Origin of the sequence: Mycoplasma aquilae ATCC BAA-1896, assembly GCF_048074525.1 — a bacterium.
GTDB classification, from domain to species: Bacteria; Bacillota_I; Bacilli_A; order Mycoplasmatales; family Metamycoplasmataceae; genus Mycoplasmopsis; species Mycoplasmopsis aquilae.
In genome coordinates this window covers 246480-269178 of record NZ_CP182208.1, presented here as the reverse complement: position 1 = coordinate 269178, position 22699 = coordinate 246480, and the positions used below count along the sequence as shown (strand labels likewise).

Sequence of the window (22699 nt, the reverse complement as noted above, 5' to 3'; positions counted from 1 at the left end):
TGCTCCTTAAACTTTTTTAGGCTTATATAAAGCTTTAATTTCAGGTAAATAAGCATGATTATTCTTATCATTGCTGTCATGTAAATAAAGGTTAGGAAGAAAATGTACTCCTCACCCAGCTTGATAACGAGCTTCAATTAAAGCAAATTTAGGTTTATCATCAATTCTTGGCAGAATAAATTGAATCCGTTTAGGTTCAAATTTATACTTACGTAAATATTCAAAAGTATCAACTAATCGTTCAACAGGTAACACAATAGTTAAAAACCCTTTTTGTTCTATTATTTTACTGCAGCCCATAATTAATTGTTCTAAATTTAAATAAATTTCATGTGTGGCAATTAGTTTTTCTTGACTAATATCCTTTTTGATTTTACTTTTATCATATGGATAAAAAGGTGGATTACAAAAAATAGTTTGATATTTGGCTCTAGCTTCTTTAGTATGTTGCTTTCAAAAATCATTAAAGTCAGCACAAATGACCTTAATTTGATCTTGCATTTGATTCATTTCAACATTTTGTTTAGCTAGCTGTGCAGCTTTTTCTTGGATTTCAACTGCATCAATTTGCAATTTGCTTGAACGTGAAGCTGCAAAAATTGATAACGCACCATTGTTGGTACCAATTTCAAGTGCTTTAGTAGTTTTTTGAGTTAAATAAATAAAGTTACCAAGTAAAATAGTATCAACTGAATAGTTGAACATAGTTTTATCTTGGTAAACATATAAATTTGAGTCAAAACCTAAAGAGTTTTTTACTAGTTTATTTTCTTTGTTTCTTAAACTTTGCATTATTTCTTTCAGCTTCTTCTTTTTGTTTTTTATTCATATAGTCTTGGTATAAATCAGCTAAAACACAGTCAACTTTACCTTCAACTAAATCTACTCCAACAACTACTACATCAACATAATCCCCTAAAGTAAACTTACGGTTAGCTGAGACTAATTTAGTTAATACATCATTAGCTTCATATTCACCATCAATTAGGGTACTTTTATGTACTAAACCACTAGCTTTAAATTCAAATTCAACAAAGAACCCGAAGTTTAAAATACTTAAAATTTGTACTTTAAAGGTTTTTCCAATTTGGTTCTTTAAGAATTCAGCAAATTTTAAATCATTAACATTCCGTTCAATTTGAACAGCCTTTTGCTCACTCTTAGTATTTAAATCTCCAAAAATAGGTAGCATTTCTCTGTATTCATCTAACTTGCCATACTCTTTATTAATTAAAAAGTTTCTAATGGTACGATGAATTACTAAGTCTGGATATCTACGAATTGGACTAGTAAAGTGGCAATAGAATTTAGATGCTAGACCAAAGTGACCAATATTATTATCGGAATAAATAGCTTTTTGCATTGAACGTAAAAACATTAATTTAACAAAATCATCATCACGTTCATTTTTGACTTTTGTAACAAAGTCAGCGAATATTTTAGGTGTAATTGTATTAGCTTTTAATTCAGCTGCTGATACATTAATAGCAGCTAGTGAGTTCTTTAATAAAGTTAGCTTATCTTCATCAGGTGTTTCATGCACACGGTAAAGAACAGGTAATTTAGCATCAAATAAATACTTGGCTACAGTTTCATTGGCTCTAACCATGAAATCTTCAATAAGTACTTCACTAAATCCACGAGGATTAATTTCAATACTCTTAACTCTTCCTTCTTCATCAAGTTTAATTTTAGGCTCTTGAATTTCGAAATCTACATAACCTTCATTAATTTTGTATTTATGTAAGATTAAACTTAATTCTTTAGCTGTAAGTAACATGTCTTTTAAACATTTAACTTGTTTAGGATCGTCATTTTCATTTAATAAACCTGTTTTATAAAACTTATCAACATTTTTATAGGTTAATCTAAACTTACTTTCAATTATCCCTTGTGAGATTTCAACATTGACATTATTACCTTGTGGGTCAATTTCCATTTCACAAGCTAAAACAAAACGATCTTCGTTTGGATTAAGAGAACAGATTCCGTTAGATAATTCAACCGGGAGCATAGGAATAACACGATCAACAAGGTAAATACTTGTTCCACGTTTTAAGGCTTCTTCGTTAATGGCTGTCTCTTCTCTAACATAGTAAGAAACGTCAGCAATATAAACTCCTAAAAAGTAGTTTCCATTAGCAAGCTTTTTAACCGTGATGGCATCATCAAAGTCTTTAGTATCGTCACCATCAATAGTAACGATCATTTCATCACGGAAGTCTTTCCGATTACTTCAATCTTCAGCTACAATTGTGCTTGGTATTTGACTAACTTCCTGCGCCATATTTTCTGGGAATGATAATGGTGCTTTAATTTGTTCAAGATATGATTTAACAAAAACCATTGGGTCAGCTTCATTTGTTATTACACGGGCAACTTGAATATCGATGCAGTTTCCTTCGTAAGCTAAAATGTTGCAAGTTACTAAATCATTTAACTTAGTTGGAACAGTAGAAGAGATTAATTTTCACTTGCTAGTTTTCAGTCTATTGTCAACTGGTACAAAGTATTTGGTGTCATTTTTTTCTTTTATAAAACCAACAACATCTTGGTTGTTTCTTTGCACTATTGCAGTTACTACACCATGGGTTAAATCATCTCCTCCAGGAAGATCTGATTTGTAAACATTAACTTTTACAGTGTCACCATTAATTGCTCCGTTAAAGTTAAAAGATTTAACATAGACACTTTTCTTAGTGTTATTTTCTTCGTCAATATCATAGTCAACAAAACCAAAGTTTCCTTTTTGAGAAACATTTAAATTACCTTCAATTGTTTCCTCAAGCACTGGCGCATAATATTCATCGCGATTATTTTTAAAAACTAAATACTCACCTTGAAGTTCTGAAAGCACTCTTGTAAGTGATTTGTTATCTCTTGGTAAGATTTTAAAATGTTTTGCAATTTCCAAAAAAGCTTTTGGCTTTCCATTTTTTATATAGTCATAAATAAGATTTTTTTTCATATTACATTAAGATTCTAATTACTAGTGACCCCACTATGATTAATGTTCCTAGTGTAATCATTGAATATTTTAAAATCTTTTTTACTCCTCTCTCTTTTGAATGTTTAAATAAGTCCAAATCACCAGATCCAACTAAAGCCCCTGAAAAACCATTTGAATCAGGTGACATTAAGAACGAAACTATGATAATTAAGAAACCTATAATTAGTAATACAACTACTAAAGAAGTCATCATTCCTCCTAAAATATTTAAATAGTATTTAAATAATACCACAAAAACTTCAAAAAATGTTGTTTACCAGTCTCCTTTTATCCTTTTGCATAAGCTTTAAACAAATCTTTTTAGCTTTTAGCTTATAAAGTTTGTTTTTCTTTGTGACTTTTATACATATTTTCTAGCAAAAAATCAAAGGCAAATTTTACTAATATGCTTATATAATGGGAATATTAGTAAAGTGGTCTAGTTAAAACTGATAAAATTATCAGAGATTTCTTTCAAGTTATCTAGGCTTTTAAATTTAGAGAGTATAATTATAATTATGAAAAAAATATATAGAAATTTATTATTAGCTAGCTCAGCTATAGCAAGTATTACCTTGCCAATGGTTTCAAGCAGCTGCAATAACAAAAACAAAACAGAACAAAATGAAATTATTAAAAGTATAGAAGCTTACAGAAATGTCTGCCAGCTTTATGTAAATCAAGCTAATAAATACTTTACACAAGTAATTATCGATACTAAGAATGATAATTTTTTAGCACCAATAGCTGATAAATTTTATGGCGAATTATCACTTTCAAGCCCTAATGGTAAGCTTGATAATCTTTTCTACAACTATTACAATGATATTAAAAATGTAAATAATTTTGCTAACCAAATGCAACAAACATTTCAAGCAATTTTAACTAAAGTAACAAATGTTGACATGGAAAAGCCTATTGACTTTTATAGAAGTGTATTGGAAAACCACAAATCAATCGGTGATATGTATAACAACTTCATTCAAACCTATATTGATATCCTAGGGCAAGCTGAAAAAGTGAATCCCACAAAAGCAAAAGAATATCAAGATAAATTTGTTAAAGGCTTAGATGATGCCACAAAAGTTTTTGAATTCTCAATTGTACCAGTTGTTTTACTACAATTAGAAATTAAAAATTATGGAATGCATGATATGCTATCAAACTTAAATAAAGCGTCAAAAAATTCGGATGAAGAATTAAGAAACCTAATTAAAAGCAGTGATGAGTGAATTAATAAGTGATTAAACTATGTTAATGGATATAAATTACAAAACATCATTAGCAATAATTTAAATATAAGTGACGTAATCACTGAATTACATAATGATTTTGAAAATAATGTTGCTAAACTTTTTTATACAAAATTCATGATTAAAGTATTGCAACAAAGGCAACCTGAAAAAGTATTAGATGATCAGTTTAATGCTAACCCAGTGTATATTAAATTCAGCAATTCAGCTCATGATACCAACAAAATTATTACAGTAAATGAAATATTAAAACAAGAAACTATAACAAAAAATGAAAAAGCAAGTCAGGCTATAAAAAATCTTGAACAAAATTATAGTAATCACGGTAAAACCTTAAATCCAAGTTATGATATTAATAATTTCACTAATGGTTTATATACTAATATCAAGTTAGCATATTTAGCAAACTCTCAAAAAGAAGAAGCAGGGGGATTTGCCGCAACTTTATACAATCGTGATTCTACAACCAAAAAATTTAGTTCACAATCAGATACACCTAGAGGACTGGCACAAAAGTTTGATAAAAGTAGTGTTAACCACGTTATCAAATTCAATATTCCCGTCAATGTTGCTGCAGCTATGGGATTAATTCTTTCACCTATGCAAAATAGTCCAGAAGTTCAAAAGTTCTTTAAGGAAACAAATGGTTATTTACCATTTGGCATCAGAGGATTAAATTCAGTTAAAAACTATTTAATAGGGCAAGACTTATTAGTCTTTGATTCCTTATACGCAGGGTTAGAAGGAAATAGATCTATTATTAATCAATGAGATCAACTAATTTTTGAAAACTACAATTTTGTCTTAGTCAATAAAGATGCAGCATTAAATGTGGAAGCTTACATCGGAATTAATGATGATTTATATAATAAATTCTTTAATAATAAGTCAAAAGAACAATTAACAAGTCTAATCAAAGATAAACAAGAATTAGAAAATAAACAAATAGTACTTGAAGATAAGTATTTACCATGAGTAAAGAATTTCTTAATTCCTAAATATCAAATTAATAGTAATATGACTTCAGATCAATACTACAAAGATAAATTGGCTCAAATTCTTACTAATAAAGATGGAAAAAACTACATTACAGTTGATAAGTGAATGCAAGCATTAAGCAATATATTAGATTATTTAGCTGCTGCCCCAAATAAGGATCAAAGCGAAAGCACTATTCAAAATGCTGTTAAAGAACTTAATGACCAAAAAGATAGCCTAACTAAAAAATATGAAGAACAAGTTAAGGAAATTAATGATGAAAAAGCTAAACAACAAGCTATTGTAGATGGAAAAGATTCAACTGATGATGCTAAAAATAATGCAAAACAAGCGATTCAGCAATTAAACTTGGCTCTAGATACTGCCAAAAACAATTACAATAAAAATATAGAGGCATTGAATTCCCAAATCGCTGATGCTAAAGTGACAATTCAAGAATGAATCCAAAAAGCACAAGAACATGGGCTTGAAATCAATCAATATAGTGATATTGAAGTAATAAAAAATAAAGTGACTTCTATTTTAAATACAGTTAAGGAACCAATTAATCAAATTCAACAACAAATCGACAAATTGACTGATACTGAATTATTGACCATACTATTTAGATTACAAAGTAATAATTAAGGAGTGTTATGAAATTCACATCTCTAATAAAATTACTTGCTTTGCCAAGTATTTCACTAATAGCACTTTCTAGTAGCTGTCAAAGTAAGAATCCAACTCAAAACAATTTATATGCTAAGACTTTTGTTGCTGAGGCTCAAGTATTTGTTAATAACTATACTAAAATGCAAAAACAAATTGTTGATTATATCCTAGCACAAAGCAAAATTAATTTAGTACTTAGAGAACAAATTGAATCTTATAGATTGCAAAAGCCAAGTAGCTTTAATAAATATTTTTTACCTTTTGCACAAAATCAAGTTCAAGGTGATAATATCTTTGATACTAAATATAAGGAATTTAAAGCTGTATTCCAACAGAAAAATATAACAAGTTTTTCACTTGCTAAAGCTATGGAGAATTTTGTTAATGAAATGGTGAGCGAATGTAATGAAATGCTACTCACATTAAATCAATATTTTAATATTGATCAAAATTTTACATACAATTTAGAAGATGAATTTGCCAATGTGCAAGCTATATCGCAAATCTATTATCTTAATTCAATTTACAATCATATTTTGAATAATCTTTCAAGTTTAAAAACTCAAAAGCTAATAGAACAAGATAAAATAACTAATTTTAGTCAAAAAATAGAAGACAATTTGAAGCAAATTAAAAGTTTATGCCAAATAAAAAATAACAATATTGAAATTAGCAATTCTTATAAAACAGGAATAAAAGCTGCTTTTAGTAATTTAAACAAAATTATCGAGATTTACAAAAATGAATTCGGAACAATTTATCTCCAATCTCTTGATTTGAACAAAAATAATGTTTTTACTTCATCCATTAGTTCAATGAATAATCAAATGAAAATGCTAATTAGCCAAGAAGGAAACAACTTAATAACTGATTATTTATTTATTGATCCTCATGCTTTTATAACTGCAGCTAGCCAACTTGGAAATATTGATTATGTTAATGAATTAAACAAATTAAGAAAAGAAAATTATCATATTATTTCTAATTATATAATTGATGATTTGCTTTATGATAAAAAGCTTCATTTGAGAAGCAACTTGCATAATAATGTTAAATTCGACTTAGCACTAGTTGCTAAAAAAGAAGGAAAATTTAATTTCATTCAAGATCTAGCCAGTCCTAACTTCGGAACAAAGCTATCCCAAGAAAAACAATTAACTGACGCAAATTATTTAATGCGCTTACAAGTTAATCAAAATCAACTAAAATCACTTGGTATTTCCCTGATCTCTATATTACAAAACTCTGTGTTCAATAAAGAAGGAAATGTAATTTTATCCCAACCCGAAAGTTTAGTTGCTTCTGCAGGATTTCAAAATAACAAGTTACAAATTTCACTAGCTTATAAGGACGAAAATTACGTGGTGCCCGCTGGGTGAGATACAGTTTTATATCCAAATAAAAAGATTGCTTTATCTTATAATTTCCCTAAAAATGTTGAATTAAGTATTTTTAACATTTATCTTAAGTTAGATCAAGAAACTTATAACAAATTAATGCAAATGCAAGATAATGACACATTTGACTTAAAATTTTTATAGAAAAATAACTACTAGTGCACTAGTAGTTATTTTAGTTATTTTAGTTAATTTAGTTAATTTATTATTTATATGCGATTTTTTGATACTATCCAAAATCTTGTGTAAATTTAAAATTACCCAAAAAAGGGTAAAAAGAAAAGATAAGTTACCTTATAATTTTTTTGAACAAGAAAGGAACTTATCTATGAATAATTTTAAACTATTAAACCAAGATTTTATTAAAAACTTTTCTAAAAGTATAAATAGTATTGATGACTTTATGAAACTAATGCTTGAACAATACAAAAACGATATTCAACATATATTAAACGAACTATTAAAAGATGGATTAACTGAATTTCTTAAATACGAGAAATACAAAAGAGCAGATACTGATAATTATAGAAATGGGTACTACACAAGAAAATTATTATTAGAAATCGGAGAAATTGAACTAAATATTCCTAGAGATAGAAATGGGGATTTCAATAATAAACTAATTAAAAAATATCAAAGAACACAAGAAGAAGTGACAAAATTAGTCAAAATTTTATTTAAAAGGGAATGGATTATTCAGATATTATCGATGTCACGACTGATTTATTTGGAAAGCAGTTATCTAAACAATCTATAACAAATATAACTGATAAATTTTTGGTAAATGTTGAAGAATTTAAGAAAAGACAACTTAAAAAAGAATATAAAGTTGTCTACTTGGATGCAACATTTTTGAGCATTAAACGTGGTACATATAGCAAAGAAGCTGTTTATATAGCACTCGGTATAAGCCTTGAAGGAAATAAAGAGGTACTAGCTTTTGATATTAATCCTAATGAAAGCGCAAACAAGCTGAGATGAAATACTTCAAGATATAAAGAATCGTGGTGTTGAGAACGTCGAACTTTTTGTTACTGATGGATTAGCCGGAATTAAAGATGTAATCTTCAAAAACTTTCCATCTACTAAATTTCAAAGATGTTGAACGCATATATCTCGTAATATATCTACAAAAGTGAAACCATCAGATAATTTTGAAATTATCCAAGACTTAAAATTAATTTACAATCAAACCGATGAAGAACAAGCTATTCAAAAATTCAATTCATTTTTAAATAAGTGAAACAAGAAATACCCAAACATTACAAGAGGACTCCTTAAAATTGCGGATGATTTATTTGCGTTCTATTCTTTTCCTTATGCAATACGAAAATCAATATATACGACTAACTTAATAGAAGCATTAAATTCACAAATAAAAAGACAATTAAAGGGTAAAAACAATTCTCCACAGTAGAAGCTACGGAGAAAATACTTGTTGCAATGTTTGAAGAGTACAATTTTAAGAATTCTCAATACAAACATTGTGGGTTTAAAAACATTTAATAAATTATGTATAATTTGTATACCATAAGAATTATAAAACTTATCTTTACAAATTTACACAAAATTATTTATAGTATCGATTTTTTCAGCATATACTTCAGGTGTAAATTCTTTAATAAATTCTGTCATTAAATCAATTGTAGCTTGAATATCCACAAGAGAACATCCTGTGTTTCCAAGTTGATAAGGAGTAAAAACGAATAGCCCCGTAATATAGAGCTATTCGTTTTTTGTTCTTAAAATTACATAGAAAAATTACTTTATTAAGTTTAAAATGTAATGGTACAGTTCGATTTCTTCTTTAATTTCATCAGAACTTCACATTTTTTCTTCAACGACTACACCATCCACCTTTTTAAAATTAACCATGGCAGATTTTATTGCTAATAATATTTGCTTGAGATGTTATTTTATCTAATACACCAAGTTTTTGGGCTTGGTTTTTATTTACTAATCATGTTAAATAATTAAGAATAACTAATGCAATAAAGCAAATTGTTATATGTCCCAGAACATGTTCATCAGTTCTGACAAACATAGGTCTAGTTTCTAAAGTTGTTTTTAAGTCTCTAAAGTTATTTTCAATTCTTCATTGATTTTTATAAATGTCTAAGATTTCTTTAATTGATAAGTCTCATCTTGTGGTTTCAAAAACTATATAACCATCGAGTTTCTTATCTTCTCTAACTTTGTCCATATCCATGGCGAATTTAGATTCTTGTATTTCTTTGAAATATTTATACTTTTATAAGATATCATGCTTCTTGCTGTGGCTGTTCCATCAGTAGATTTAATTTTATTAAATCTTTCGATAACTTCGTTTCTAAGTGCTGCATCTCTTTTAGCTTTGTATTTATCGTAAATCACTACTTGTCTAACTTTCATTGCATTATTTTCTGCATCAATATTAACTTGTTCAACCTCTTTACAAAGTAAACCATCAATTTCTTTATAATCTGTTTCATTTACAACATACTCTTTGAATTTTTTACTTGTACCTTTAAGTCTAACTGGAAAAATGTAATTTAGGCCATTATTTTTAATCACATTTTGTTTTGATATTGATTCATACCTTTGTCAGCAATAACTGTGACATTGGTTATGTTATAAATTTCTCCAAGTTCATTTATTGTGGGAATTAAAGTTTTTGATCAGCAACATTACCAGGTAAAAGTGCAAAATCAAGAGGTATTCCGTTGCTATCTGTAACCATCCCAAGCACAACTTGGTCCTCTTTAAACTTCCCATCTTTTGAATATCCAGCTCTTTTAAGAGTGAATTTTTCTTTTAAGTCTTCATTTGTATTTACAAATGTTTCAAAATATAATGTGGTGGCATCCATGAACACTAGACTAACATTTCTGTTTGTGACTTCTGAAATTTTATTATTCACATTTTTAACTAGTTTTTGCTTATTTTCAGCTACAAAATCTAAGAAATTATAAACAGTTGATTTTTTGACATTAATTTCGTTAATAAACTTATGTTTATTAGTAAAACTTCTCAACATACTTTCAGGTTCTAGTATTCTTTTTGCAATTAGAAATTCAAAAATTTCTTCTGTTTGTTTCTTTTTCCTTTTTCTAACCCTTGAAAAAGTTCTAAATCCTTAATTATTTTGTAGAGTAATTCAACACCGACGTTATAAGTTCCAAATTCCACCTTAGTTAATTCAAAAGCTTCCGATATTTTAGATTTAATATACTCTTTATCAGCATCAGTAGGCAATGTTTTCGCTATTTGTTTTAAAACATCTAATGCATTTTCATGCGTCTTTTCAAGTACTGATAAACTTCCGATACTTATTGATCTCTTATAACCTTTACCATATCCACCTGAAATTCCAAGACTTACGTAGTAATCATCTTTTTCTTATTTTTTACGACTATTCATTTTTCCATGCCCTTATTATATCACTTTTCTATGTAATTATGTAATAAAAAATAAAAATTTTTTGGATCAGAAATTAGAGCTATTTATTTCATAAATAGAAAATTAATTTTTAATAAAAAAATACAAAAAAAGTGTCTCCAACTTGGAAACACAGGATAATGACACATTTGACTTAAAATTTTTATAGAAAAATAACTACTAGTGCACTAGTAGTTATTTTAGTTATTTTAGTTATTTTAGTTAATTTATTATTTATATGCGATTTTTTCAGCATATACTTCAGGTGTAAATTCTTTAATAAATTCTGTCATTAAATCAATTGTAGCTTGAATATCCACAAGAGAACATGAACCAATTGGCGAGTGTAAGTATCTTTGTGGAATTGAAATTGTCATTACTGAAACTCCACCTTCACCATATTGTAATTCAGCAGCATCAGTTCCACCACCTTCAGCTACATATTTATAAGCAGGAATATCTTTTCTCTTTGAAATATCCATTAAAACTGCAAGCAATTTTGGATCAGGTAATGTGCCACCATCTTTAACTAGTAAAGAAACACCTTTACCAAGTACTGGTGTACCAGGTTTACATCCAGTTGTATCATGTGAAGCACCTGTATCAACAGCAAAAGCTACATCTGGGTTAATAATTGAAACAGAAGTTTTAGCACCTCTAGTTCCAACTTCTTCTTGCACTGTTCCAACTAGGTATAAATCACAAGCTAAATCTAAGTCAGCTAGGTTATTGGCAATAAATTCTAAAGCTGTAACCCCAGCTCTATTGTCCATAGCTTTACCACCGATAATATTATTTGCAAAGTGAATTGTTTCACCAGATAAGAAAATTTTATCTCCGATTTCAATACCAGCTTCTAGTACTTCTTGCTTATTAGCGTATCCTAAATCAACAAATAAATCAGCTTCCTTGATTGCGACAGTAATTTTGTCTCTATCCATAATGTGAATTGAAGTGTGCCCAAAAACACCTTCAAATCTTTTGCCAGTAGCATTAGAAACTACAGTAGCTTTAGTCCCGATAACTACACTTGGTCATACTCCACCAATTGTAGTTACTAAGATGTTTCCGTTATCTGCAATTGATTTTACCATGTATCCAACTTCATCCATGTGAGCTGCTAACATTACTTTAGGAGCATTAGCAACTTTTGAAGGTTTATGGAAAATAATTGATCCAAAAGCATCTCTGGTAATTTCATATTTGTTTTTGATGTTTGCTCTTAATTCATTAGCAACTGGTTCTTCAAAACGAGAAATTGCTTCAATTGACATGTATTTAGCTAAACGACTAGCTAATTTTTCATATTTTTTATCCATTTTAGTTCTCCTTTAATAATTCATTTAATTTTGCTTCCATTGATTTAAAATCAACTTGTTCATTTGTGTTTTCGTTTATTTGCATATATTTAATTTTATTTTGTTCATCCAATATGAATAAAGAACGAGCACATAATTGTAATTGTTCAATTAATACTCCAAGTCCACGTGCAACGTCATGTGCTAAGTAGTCTGAGTATAATTGAACTCTTCCAGTTTCATGGTCTTCTGCATAGTTACTTAAGGCAGTAGGTAAATCCATTGAAAATGTCACAAAGTCAACATCTTTATATTTACGTGATAATTCAGCCATTTTTAAAATTTGCATATCACACACCATAGTATCAGCTGATGGGAATGTTCCTAATACTAAATATTTATGTTCGCGTTTTGGCATACTTTGATCAAATTTACCTTCTTTAGCACCTTGAAGTACTACTTCATTGCCAACAACTGGTGCTGTACCAGCAAGGTTATAATCCTTATTTGCGAATTTAACTGTTCTCATAATTCTCCTTTATTTTTCATTTATTCAATTTTACTAAATGTTAGCTTTTGTGATAATTATTTTTAATTCAAAAATACTCCATTTATTATTGACATGGAGTATTTCTAAGTCTATAAAGATAATATCAAATATTTCTTTCTTATCATTTAATTTTGATTGTACTTCTTTTTTAAAATTAATATATTTAATTGCATTTTCATTAGAATCAAATATTACATCATAATCATTCGGCAACGCTGAAGAATTCATAAATATTTTATCTTTTAAGATTCAATCAATGATTTGTTTAGCAATCTGAGCACTCATTTTTGCGTATGGATTATCATTAACTTTTTCAAAATTAATGTTATATATGTAACCACAACTTGGTTCTATATATTGCTTATCCCAAAATTGGTTTAATTTTATTGTTGGTACAAAAACATCAAAATCCTTTTTAGCATTTACCAATAGGCAGTCACCATTTGATGTAGCTCACAATATCATTTGTACTAAATCCCATATCTTATAAGGAACTGCAGACATATCTGAGTTTCTTTTTAATGTAAGTGATGTATGACTTTCATTATTTATAATATCATTAAGTCTATTACACATTAACAAGAATAAATGTTCTGCCTTAGTGATTTTTTTCTTAGCAATTGTGGCTTCAAACCCATGGTAACTAGATATCTTCTTCATTTTGAAAGGCGCAAAATCATTGTCAACTATTTCAGAAAGACTGTCTAAATTTTCAACAGCATTGATCAATTCTTGTTTATCTTTTTCATTCAATATTTCGCTATCAATTGATCTAATTGCTTGTTCTGAACTTTGATCAACATTTGTATTTTTTAAAAAGCATATATTTGTATAAGCCTTTAACATAAGCTTATAATAATCTTTATCAGTTATTTTGGCACCGACATTATCACGTTTTATATATGCAGATAGTTCACTTGGAATGTTTGCTTTACCAATTTTTAGATTTTGACTTTCATTCTTATTATCTCCATCATTATTTACACTATTATGACTACAATTAGTAGCAATTGTGCACAGCACAGGTAAAGTAATAGTGCTTAGAGTAATTAATAAATTCTTTTTCATTATTTTCCTCTTCTGGTCTTAATATATTTTTAGTGTGCAATTACCGCACACTTTTATTATATATTTTTTGCATTTCTGCCCAAGACACCAGAAATGATTCCAGATTAGGATTATAAAAAAGACTCCTAAGGAGTCATATGGTGCCTTAGACAGGACTTGAACCTGCACGGATTGCTCCAGCGGATTTTGAGTCCGCAGCGTCTACCATTCCACCACTAAGGCAATAAGCTATATTATTATATAGCTTTTTTATTTGCTTTTAGTAATTATTTGCAATTCTTTCATAATTTTTACGATTTTTAGCTTCATAAGCTGCAAATAAATCATCATAATTATAACCCAACATTACAAAGCTTCCTAGAGCTACTTGGAACGCTTTTAATATATTATCTTTATTAATATCTTTCATAATGTTAGCTATTGCAATAAATAATTGTTGAAATTGTACGTTGATATCATCACTTAAAATTAAAGGTTCAATTTCAGGATCAATTTCAAATTTATAAGAAAAATTGACCAAAAAGTGAATTAAGTCTGCAAATTCTTCAGTTACTGCAGATTTTTTAATATCCTTGTGAATTTTTCAGTATTTGAAGCTTTGTACTTCATTAATATATTCAGCTGCTTCAATAATTAAAGCTAGTGTTTTTTGAACTTTGATATCTTCAACATTTAAATCAGGGTTTGCGTCTTGGCTCTTTTTAGCAATTTGTTTATCGAGCTCTTTTTGCATATCAAAAATTTTTGTTAAATTCATAGCTGTATTATATTACTTTTATTTTTTTATGTAAAGAGTTTATATCACTATTGTATAGAGCTAAGCTCGCAATACAAAAAATACAGCACATAAGCACTGTATTTGTAAATAATTATTTATAGATATAAGAATTATTACTCTTCATCCATGCTGTCGTCGTCGTATTCATTTGCAATTTCTAATACATCGTCATCAATGTCAAAAATTTCTTGATTTTCTTCATCATCAGTCATATCCATATCATCATGTTCTTGCAATAACAATGAATCTTCTTCGAATGATACTGGAATATCAATGTCATCAAATGTTGAGTTAATTTCATCTTGTTCTTCTTGACTTAATTCAAAATCACCATTTTCTGGATCAATTTTACCTGTGAAGTATGTTTTAGGATCACGAATGTCGTATTTTCCTTTTAATTCATAGTTAGCATTTGTTCCAGCTGGAATCTTGTGTCCAAGAATAATGTTTTCTTTTAGTCCTTCAAGATAATCAACTCTTTTAGCGATAGATGAGTTAACAAGAATTTTATCTGTTTCTTGATATGAAGCAGCAGCTAGGAATGAATCACTTAATAAAGGAGTTTGTTTAGCTCCACGAATCTTAACTTCCCCGTAAGCTGGACGTTTTCCTGCAGCAAGTAATTTTCCATTTTCTTTTTGGTAAACAAAGGTATCTACAAGACTTCCTGTAAAGAAGTTTGAGTCCCCTGGATCTGTAATCATAATTTTTGAAAGCATTTGTCTAATGATGATTTCAATGTACTTATCTGAAATTGTAATACCTTGTAAACGATATAGTCTTTGTACTTCTTTTAATAAGTAGTTTTGCACAGCTCTTGTGTCAGCTGCTTCAAGAAGTTGGTTAAGAATAATTGGCCCTTCAAAGATCTTTTGACCACTTACAACGTTATCTCCTAGTTTAACACGTAATTTTTGTGAAACTTTTCCGCTGTATGTTTCAGTAGCAACAGTTCCATCAGCTTTTTTAGTTTCAACATCAACTAGTAAGATATCACTACTGTCTTTTCCATTTTTATCTGTAGCAGGTGCAATTCTTGTTACTGTTCCATATACTGTTGAAATAACAGCAGGTTTTCCTCATGGGAAGTCGTAAGCATCGATAAGTTCGATTAGCCGACCAAACCCACCAGTAATATCTTCAACCCCAGCAACCCCTCCGGTGTGGAATGTACGCATTGTAAGTTGCGTACCAGGTTCCCCGATTGATTGAGCAGCAACAACCCCAACAGCTTCACCAATATTAACGATTCTGTTTGTTGCCAAGTCTTTTCCATAACAGTGTTTACATACCCCATTTTTGGTGTGACATGAAAGCACTGAACGAATTTCAACTTGACTTTGTCCATATTCGTTAACAATTTTATCTGCAAGGTCAGGAGTAATTAATGTGTTTGCAGCTACTAATTCATTACCATTTTCATCTAAGATAGCCTTGTTTGTAAATCTACCTTCAATTCTTTCTTGTAATGATTCAATAACAGTATCGGTCTTAGTATCTTTAATGTCTTTAACAACGAATCCAAAGTCAGATCCACAATCATCTTCTCTAACAACAATACCTTGTGCAACGTCAACAAGTCTACGTGTTAGGTATCCTGATTTAGCTGTGTTAAGCGCTGTATCTGTAAGCCCTTTTCTGGCCCCGTGAGTTGATGAATAGAATTCATAAGCTGTAAGTCCTGAAAGGAATGATGACTTAACTGGGATTTCAACTGTTGAACGAACCACACGGTCGTTTTCTGCATCGGCTTTAAGCACTTTGGTGTTGTTGTTCATAAGCCCACGCATACCAGCAAGCTGTGTAAAGTTAGATGAGTTACCACGAGCTCCTGAGGTAAACATCATAAATAGAGGGTTATCGATGTCAGATTTTGTAACTTCTTTCAAGTCTTTTTCAATAGAGTCCTTAACTTCTGATCACTTTTGAATTGTTAAGGTATAACGTTCATCATCAGTTAAGTATCCTTCTTCGAAGAATTTCTTAAGTTGATCTGTATATTCTTCACCTTTTTTAATCTTTTCAGCAGTTGTATCTAATGTAGTAATGTCATTCATAGAGATAGTTGTACCTGAAATTGTAGAGAATTTAAATCCAAGGTTCTTAATTCTATCTAGTATAGAAGCAACATAGTTTGTATAATCGAATCAAACTTTTTCAAGTACTTTAGTGTATTCAGTTAAAGTTCAAACTGGTTTCATTCCTTCTGCTACATTAGGGTTTTTCTTACTTCATTCGTAGTTAATTGTTTCAAAGTGTTCTTTAATTGAATTTGAAATAATTCTTGCATGTGAAGTAGGAATTGGCGCATTAGCAAAGTCTACTAATTCTGCACATTCTGTGAAACGATCTTCAAAATTATCTTGTGTTGTTTCGTTAATAATTGAAGCAATATCTTCCATTGTTACAACAGCAACATATTTTTCATATACTCTACGTACAATTTTAGCAATGTCTTTCTTAGAAAGAGCTAAGTTCACTGGCATATTTGCAATTTTATCTCTAAAGTCATCACCATAGTGAAGTACGTATTTGTTTAAATCTTTATCTGAAGTATCAATCTTTTCGCTTTCACTTACTTTGATGCTTCCATCTGCTTGTGTAACTTCTTTTCTTGTTACATATTTACCAAAGATAAATTCAAAATCAGATGGGAAAGCACGGTTAAGGATAAATTTACCTACTGTAGATACTAAGTAAGGAGCATTTGTGTATTTTGATACTGATTCTTTGCTCATAGCTGAAATTGGAAGTACAACTCTTGTATGTAAAGTAATGTAGCCATTTTCATAAGCAAGCATCATATCATCGAAACTTGCATAGAAGTTTCCTTCTCCCTTAACGTTAGCTTTTTCAATTGTTAAGTAGTAAAGACCTAAAATCATATCTTGAGAAGGGTTAATAATCGGTTCCCCATCTTTAGGTCCAAGAATGTTTTTAGAAGCAAGCATAAGTTCTTTTGCTTCACGAACAGCTTGATCTGAAATTGGAACGTGCACAGCCATTTGGTCACCATCGAAGTCAGCGTTGAAAGCTGTAGTTACAAGTGGGTGAAGTTTAATAGCTTTCCCACGGATTAAAACAGGTTGGAAGGCTTGGATTGAAAGTCTGTGAAGTGTAGGAGCACGGTTAAGAAGAACAGGTCTTCCATCAATTGCTTTTTCTACGTATGGTCAAATAATTGGGTTTAGAGTTTCAATCATTTTCTTAGCTGATTTAACACTTGTAATTGAAGGTTCACCTTTAATTAATTCTTTAATAATTCAAGGTTCGAATAATTTAGCAGCCATGTCACGAGGAATACCAACTTCGTGCATTCTAAGTGAAGGCCCAACAACGATAACACTACGACCAGAGTAGTCAACACGTTTTCCTAAAAGGTTTTGTCTGAAACGTCCTTTTTTACCAGTTAAGGCATCTGAAATAGATTTTAAAGGATGAGAATCTTTTGATACAACTGGTGTTGGTTTCTTTCTTGCGTTGTCAATTAAAGCATCAACTGCTTCTTGAATCATACGGTATTCGTTTTGCTTAATAAGCATAGGAGCATCAGCTTCATTTCATTTAGCTAAACGATTGTTTCTAATGATAATACGACGATATAGTTCGTTAACATCACTAGTTGAGTGTCTTCCACCATCTAACTGTACTAATGGACGTAAGTCAGCAGGGATAACTGGAAGGTTATAAATTAACATACTTTTTGGATCTTGTCCAGATTTAATAAATGAGTTAATTACTGTTAAACGTTTATATAATTTGGCTCTGTCTTGTTCTTTAGTTGATGATAACCCATTATCTAAGTCCATTTCAGAGTTAATTTTATCGATTTCAGCTTGAACAGCTGCAGCTTCTTCAGCTAAATCGATGTGAGTTAATAAGTATTCAACAGCACGAGATCCTGTGTCGATTTTAGCATCTGAATATTCGTGAATAATTTCGTTGTATTGATAAAAGTCAATCCCGAAATCTTTCCCAATTTTTGATTCAGCATATTCTCTTAATTCGATTAATGCTGTTTCAATATCTTCATATTCATCTGTATCTTTTTCGTAATTACCAAGCATTTCTTCTAAAGCAGCTTCATAAATGTTAGCAGCTTCGTTAATGTCAATAATTGTGTTTTTCTTTAAGCTAGTTAAGTTTCCAGCTTCAAGTACGATGTGAGATTTATAGTAAATTAATTTTTCTAAATCTGCTTTTGTTACTTGCTTAGTAGAATCAGCAACTCTAAGTCCAAGTAATTTTGAAATAATTGAGTGATCTATTTTGAAGAATCAGAAGTGCACAACTGGATTGTGTAACTTAATGTGCCCCATTCTGCTTCTACGTGTGATTTTAGGTAAAATAACAGGTCTATATTTTTCACAAGCAGGGGTTTTGGTACATACAGAATTTTCATCACTTTTCTTATATTTAGTATTACAGATTGGACATTTGTAATCTGTAACTGGTCCGAAAATTAATTCATCAAATAGCCCATCTTTTTCTGGTCTATATGATTTATAGTTGATGGTTTCTGGTCTTGTAACTTCACCATGAGATCATTCTAAGATGTCTTGATCTGTTGCAAGTGAGAGAGTAATTTTATTAATTTGTTCAACTAATTCGTCTTGTTCTTTATCAAAATTATTCATAACCTTCTCCCCCCATTTCGTTTGTATCAACGTATTGATATTGTGTATGATCGATATTTTCTTCTTCATCAAGTGTTCTTGTTGAAGCATCTAATTTCATTCCAAGACCTTTAAGTTCATAGCTAAGAACATTAAATGATTCTGGAATTCCAGGCATTGGTAATTCTTTTCCAGATACTAATGCTGAATATAAGGCATTACGTCCTGTAATGTCATCAGATTTAAATGTAAGGATTTCTTGAAGTACGTTTGTAGCTCCATAAGATTCAATAGCTCATGTTTCCATTTCTCCGAATCTTTGTCCCCCATTTTGTGATTTACCTCCAAGAGGTTGTTGTGTAATAAGTGAGTATGGTCCAACACTACGTGCATGCATCTTATCATCAACCATGTGGTTAAGTTTAAGCATGTACATAACACCAACTGAAATAGGTTTATCAAATTTTCTACCTGTAATTGGGTCAATTAAAGTTTGTTTTCCACTCTTGTCAAGTCCAGCTTCAACTAAAGCGTTTTCAATGTCAGTTTTCTTAACCCCATCGAATGAAGGAGTAACGAATTTAACGCCTAATTTTCTAGCTGCCATTCCAAGGTGAAGTTCAAGAACTTGCCCAATGTTCATACGTGAAGGAACCCCTTGAGGGTTAAGCATAATGTCAAGTTGTGTTCCATCTTCTAAATATGGCATGTCTTCTTCTGGTAATACGATTGAGATAACCCCTTTGTTACCGTGACGTCCAGCCATCTTATCCCCAACTTTAATCTTACGTTTTTGAGCGATAGAAACCTTAACAATTTTATCTACACCTTCTTCTAAGATGTCTCCAGCTTCACGTGAAAGTACTTCAACATGGATAACTGTACCAGCGTGTCCATTTTTAACTTTTAATGAAGTATCTTTAGTTGTTTGTGGACGTTGTTGAAGGATAGCCATAAGAAGTTTTTCTTCTTGAGAAGGGTTGTCTTCTCCTTTTGGTGAAAGTCTACCTACAAGTACGTCTCCAGGTAATACTTCAGAACCAACTTTGACAATACCTCTTTCGTCAAGGTTTCTTAAAGCAAATTTTGAAACATTATTAATTGCGTTTGTTAATTCATCATCACCAGCACGTGATGTTCTGAATTGAATAGTTTGCTCTTCGATGTGGATTGATGTATAAACATCATCTTTAACAAGTCTTTCATTGATGATAACAGCATCCTCAAAGTTATATCCGTTTCATGTAGTGAATCCTACAAGTACGTTTTTACCAAGTGCCATTTCTCCATCTTTAAATGAACTACCATCTACAAGTAAGTCACCTTTTTGTACTTCTTGTCCAACAGCAACAATAGGTTTTTGTTGAATTAAAGTACCTTGGTTACTTCTTTCGAAGTTTCTTAATGAATATCTATCTGTGTTACCTTTTTCGTTCTTGATCATAATTTTTGATCCATCAACGAAAGTAACAACCCCAGGGTTTTTAGCAACTAAGTTGTATGAAGAGTATTTAGCAATGTCTGCTTCAATTCCTGTAGCAACAAATGGTGCTTCAGCTTGAAGAAGAGGAACTGCTTGACGTTGCATGTTTGATCCCATAAGTGCACGGTTGGCATCATCGTTTTCTAGGAATGGGATAGCTGCAGCAGCAACAGAAACGATTTGTTTTGATGAAACCTCAATATAGTCAATTTCATCTGGTGTACCTATAATATAGTTATAGTCACGTCTAATTGTTAAATATGGATCAACGATTTTGTTGTTATCGTCAACTCTAACTGAAGATTGAGCAAATGAGAACCCGATTTCTTCAGCAGCTGTTAGATAGTGAGTTGTTGAATAGTCAACAACACCATTGTTAACTTTAAAGTAAGGAGTCTTTAAGAATCCTAAATCATCAACTTTTGCATATGTTGCATAGTTAAGGATAAGACCGATGTTAGGTCCTTCAGGTGTTTCGATAGGACAAATTCTTCCGTAGTGAGTTGCATGAACGTCACGAACTTCGAATTGTGCTGTATCACGGTTAAGACCACCAGGCCCTAGAGATGTAACACGACGTTTGTTTGAAACTTCAGCAAGTGGGTTGATTTGATCCATGAATTGTGAAAGTTTTGAAGAGTTAAAGAATTGTTTCATTTGGTTTGTTACAAGTTTATTGTTTGTAACGTTTTTAGCTGTAACTTTATCAGCTTCTTTAGCTCCCATACGTTCACGTGTTGCTTTTTCAAGTTTAGTTAAAGCAACTGATAATTGGCCTTCAAGTAATTCCCCAACTGAAACAATACGTTTGTTTGTAAGTGAGTCAGGGTCATCATCTTGTCCAATACCATCGATTAAGTTAAAGTAGTAATTAATTGCAGCGACGATGTCTGAAATTAATAAGTGTGTTTCTGTTGATTTTGGATCGTTACCAATTACTAAAACTGGTTGATCTTCTTTTTCTTCCATTCATTTTCTTGATGGATATACACTTAGTTTAACGATATTAATTCTTTTTGCTAATGTCTTGTTTTGGTTAATAAGCTTGTGGTATACCATTTCTGGATCAATACCAGGAATTTTCTCACTTCTTACTAAACCTTCATTAAAGGCATTTTGAATTTCTTTAGCTTTCTTAATGTCGATAAATGTTCCTTTAGGATATAAAACAACTTTTTCTCCTAATTCAACTGATTTAACTACAAAGTCTTCAGCTAAGTATGTATTTGTTATACGATCAACAAGTGAAAGTTTCTTGTTAAGCATGTAACGTCCAGTTGTTGATAAGTTGTAACGTTTTTTATCAAACAACATTCCAGGAATAAGTGAACGTTTAGCTTCTTCAGAAATACGATCACCTTTTCTTAAACCTCTGAATAATTCTTCTTGACATTGATCAAGAATTTCAGCTTCAGTAAATTCTGAATTTTCAATTAACTTGTCTTTTTTAAGTGTTTCTTCAAGTAATTCACTTGTTCCAAATAATTCTCTAATTGTTTTTGGTGTGAATCCAAATGACCCTAAGAAAGTTGCTAAGTTAACATTCTTGTTTTTATCAATTTTGATTTTAACTGTGTCTAATGTTGAAGATGTAACTTTGTGTGACACTTCAAGTCATGACCCGATTCTTGGTAAAATTTCTAATTTGTTGAATAAGTCATCTGATTGTTTGTTACGTACACCAAGCCCAAAGTAGGCACCAGGTGATCTAATTAACTGAGAAACGATAACTTTTTCTGACCCGTTAATGATGAAACTTCCACCAGAAGTCATGTAAGGAATTTCTCCTAAAAGAACTTCATCAATTTTAACTTCTCCAGTATTTGTGATTTCTCTTTTTAAGCTGATATAAACTTTAACACTGAAGTTAATTCCTTTAGCTTTACATTTTTTAATTTCTTCGCTTTCGCTAGTAATTTTCTTAAATGGTAGTTCTAATCTAACTGACCCTTTAACGTAATCTAAACGAACTTCTTTGTTAGCAGCTTCGATTGGATAAACTTCAAGTAGACATTCTTGAATTCTTTTGTTAATGAAAAGTTCGAAACTTTCTTTACTTGTTTCAAGAATATCAAAAAGAGGTAAAGATTCTTTTGTTACTGAGTAATCTCTTCTCTCTGTGACAGGACCAAATTTACGAATTTTATAATTTTTTTGCTCCATATATTTATTCTCATCCTTTCTGAAAATATAGACCTCT

18 protein-coding genes and 1 tRNA gene are annotated in these 22699 nt (G+C 30.4%); 5 read left to right on the top strand and 14 right to left on the bottom strand.

From position 1 onward, the window contains the following. Positions 1-6 precede the first annotated feature (6 nt). Genes ACM0IS_RS01300 through secG form a run of 3 tightly spaced genes read right to left on the bottom strand, consistent with a single transcriptional unit; the run spans position 7 to position 3200 of the window. Positions 7-792: a tRNA1(Val) (adenine(37)-N6)-methyltransferase gene (locus ACM0IS_RS01300; protein WP_416756468.1), complete on the bottom strand. Its 786-nt coding sequence runs from the start codon at positions 790-792 to the stop codon at positions 7-9. After that, positions 764-2968 carry a ribonuclease R gene (rnr, locus tag ACM0IS_RS01295; protein ID WP_416756467.1) on the bottom strand — a complete coding sequence of 735 codons (2205 nt, stop codon included), beginning with the start codon at positions 2966-2968 and terminating at the stop codon, positions 764-766. Before rnr ends, ACM0IS_RS01300 begins: the two co-directional genes overlap by 29 nt. Before the next feature lies 1 nt (position 2969). Beyond that, positions 2970-3200 carry a preprotein translocase subunit SecG gene (gene secG / locus ACM0IS_RS01290; protein ID WP_416741926.1) on the bottom strand — a complete coding sequence of 77 codons (231 nt, stop codon included), beginning with the start codon at positions 3198-3200 and terminating at the stop codon, positions 2970-2972. 307 nt (positions 3201-3507) lie between these two features. Here secG and ACM0IS_RS01285 point away from each other — a divergent pair, with 307 nt between their 5' ends. The 5 genes from ACM0IS_RS01285 to ACM0IS_RS01265 all read left to right on the top strand — a co-directional run bounded on the left by ACM0IS_RS01285 (position 3508) and on the right by ACM0IS_RS01265 (position 8706). Then, entirely contained in the window at positions 3508-5868 is a 2361-nt protein-coding gene (locus ACM0IS_RS01285) for a hypothetical protein (protein ID WP_416756466.1), read from the top strand. Positions 5869-5876: 8 nt separating this feature from the next. Next, on the top strand, positions 5877-7433 hold the full coding sequence (locus ACM0IS_RS01280) for a hypothetical protein (RefSeq protein WP_416756465.1): 1557 nt from the start codon (positions 5877-5879) through the stop codon (positions 7431-7433). Between the two features lie 97 nt (positions 7434-7530). After that, the gene (locus ACM0IS_RS01275; protein WP_416756364.1) at positions 7531-8046 is read left to right on the top strand and encodes a transposase; all 516 of its coding nucleotides are present in this window, start codon (positions 7531-7533) and stop codon (positions 8044-8046) included. Beyond that, positions 7977-8345 (top strand): transposase, encoded by a 369-nt coding sequence (locus tag ACM0IS_RS01270; RefSeq protein ID WP_416756464.1) that lies wholly within the window; start codon positions 7977-7979, stop codon positions 8343-8345. The genes ACM0IS_RS01275 and ACM0IS_RS01270 overlap by 70 nt, the downstream gene beginning before the upstream one ends. After that, complete coding sequence (locus tag ACM0IS_RS01265) at positions 8245-8706, top strand: IS256 family transposase (RefSeq protein ID WP_416755871.1); 462 nt, start codon at positions 8245-8247, stop codon at positions 8704-8706. Before ACM0IS_RS01270 ends, ACM0IS_RS01265 begins: the two co-directional genes overlap by 101 nt. A 450-nt stretch (positions 8707-9156) precedes the next feature. Here ACM0IS_RS01265 and ACM0IS_RS01260 read toward each other — a convergent pair whose 3' ends face one another. The 11 genes from ACM0IS_RS01260 to ACM0IS_RS01210 form a co-directional block, all read right to left on the bottom strand. Next, positions 9157-9492: a transposase gene (locus tag ACM0IS_RS01260; RefSeq protein WP_416756158.1), complete on the bottom strand. Its 336-nt coding sequence runs from the start codon at positions 9490-9492 to the stop codon at positions 9157-9159. Beyond that, the gene (locus ACM0IS_RS01255; RefSeq protein WP_416756462.1) at positions 9450-9842 is read right to left on the bottom strand and encodes a hypothetical protein; all 393 of its coding nucleotides are present in this window, start codon (positions 9840-9842) and stop codon (positions 9450-9452) included. Before ACM0IS_RS01255 ends, ACM0IS_RS01260 begins: the two co-directional genes overlap by 43 nt. Positions 9843-9933: 91 nt before the next feature. Further along, a complete protein-coding gene (locus tag ACM0IS_RS01250; RefSeq protein ID WP_416756461.1) occupies positions 9934-10305 on the bottom strand; it encodes a hypothetical protein in 372 nt (123 codons plus the stop codon). 29 nt (positions 10306-10334) lie between these two features. Continuing rightward, positions 10335-10523, bottom strand: a complete 189-nt coding sequence (locus tag ACM0IS_RS01245; protein ID WP_416756460.1) for a hypothetical protein — start codon at positions 10521-10523, stop codon at positions 10335-10337. 413 nt (positions 10524-10936) lie between these two features. Next, complete coding sequence (locus ACM0IS_RS01240) at positions 10937-12025, bottom strand: M42 family peptidase (RefSeq protein ID WP_416756458.1); 1089 nt, start codon at positions 12023-12025, stop codon at positions 10937-10939. Position 12026: 1 nt separating this feature from the next. After that, positions 12027-12533, bottom strand: coding sequence for a redoxin domain-containing protein (locus ACM0IS_RS01235; RefSeq protein ID WP_416754826.1), 507 nt, complete (start codon positions 12531-12533; stop codon positions 12027-12029). A 33-nt stretch (positions 12534-12566) separates the two neighbouring features. Beyond that, on the bottom strand, positions 12567-13622 hold the full coding sequence (locus tag ACM0IS_RS01230; RefSeq protein WP_416756457.1) for a hypothetical protein: 1056 nt from the start codon (positions 13620-13622) through the stop codon (positions 12567-12569). 138 nt (positions 13623-13760) lie between these two features. Continuing rightward, positions 13761-13844 (bottom strand) — tRNA-Leu (locus ACM0IS_RS01225). Between the two features lie 37 nt (positions 13845-13881). Beyond that, entirely contained in the window at positions 13882-14379 is a 498-nt protein-coding gene (locus ACM0IS_RS01220; RefSeq protein WP_416756456.1) for a dUTP diphosphatase, read from the bottom strand. 134 nt (positions 14380-14513) lie between these two features. Next, positions 14514-19037: a DNA-directed RNA polymerase subunit beta' gene (gene rpoC, locus ACM0IS_RS01215; protein ID WP_416756455.1), complete on the bottom strand. Its 4524-nt coding sequence runs from the start codon at positions 19035-19037 to the stop codon at positions 14514-14516. After that, positions 19030-22662, bottom strand: coding sequence for a DNA-directed RNA polymerase subunit beta (locus ACM0IS_RS01210; protein WP_416756454.1), 3633 nt, complete (start codon positions 22660-22662; stop codon positions 19030-19032). The genes rpoC and ACM0IS_RS01210 overlap by 8 nt, the downstream gene beginning before the upstream one ends. Positions 22663-22699: the final 37 nt, after the last annotated feature.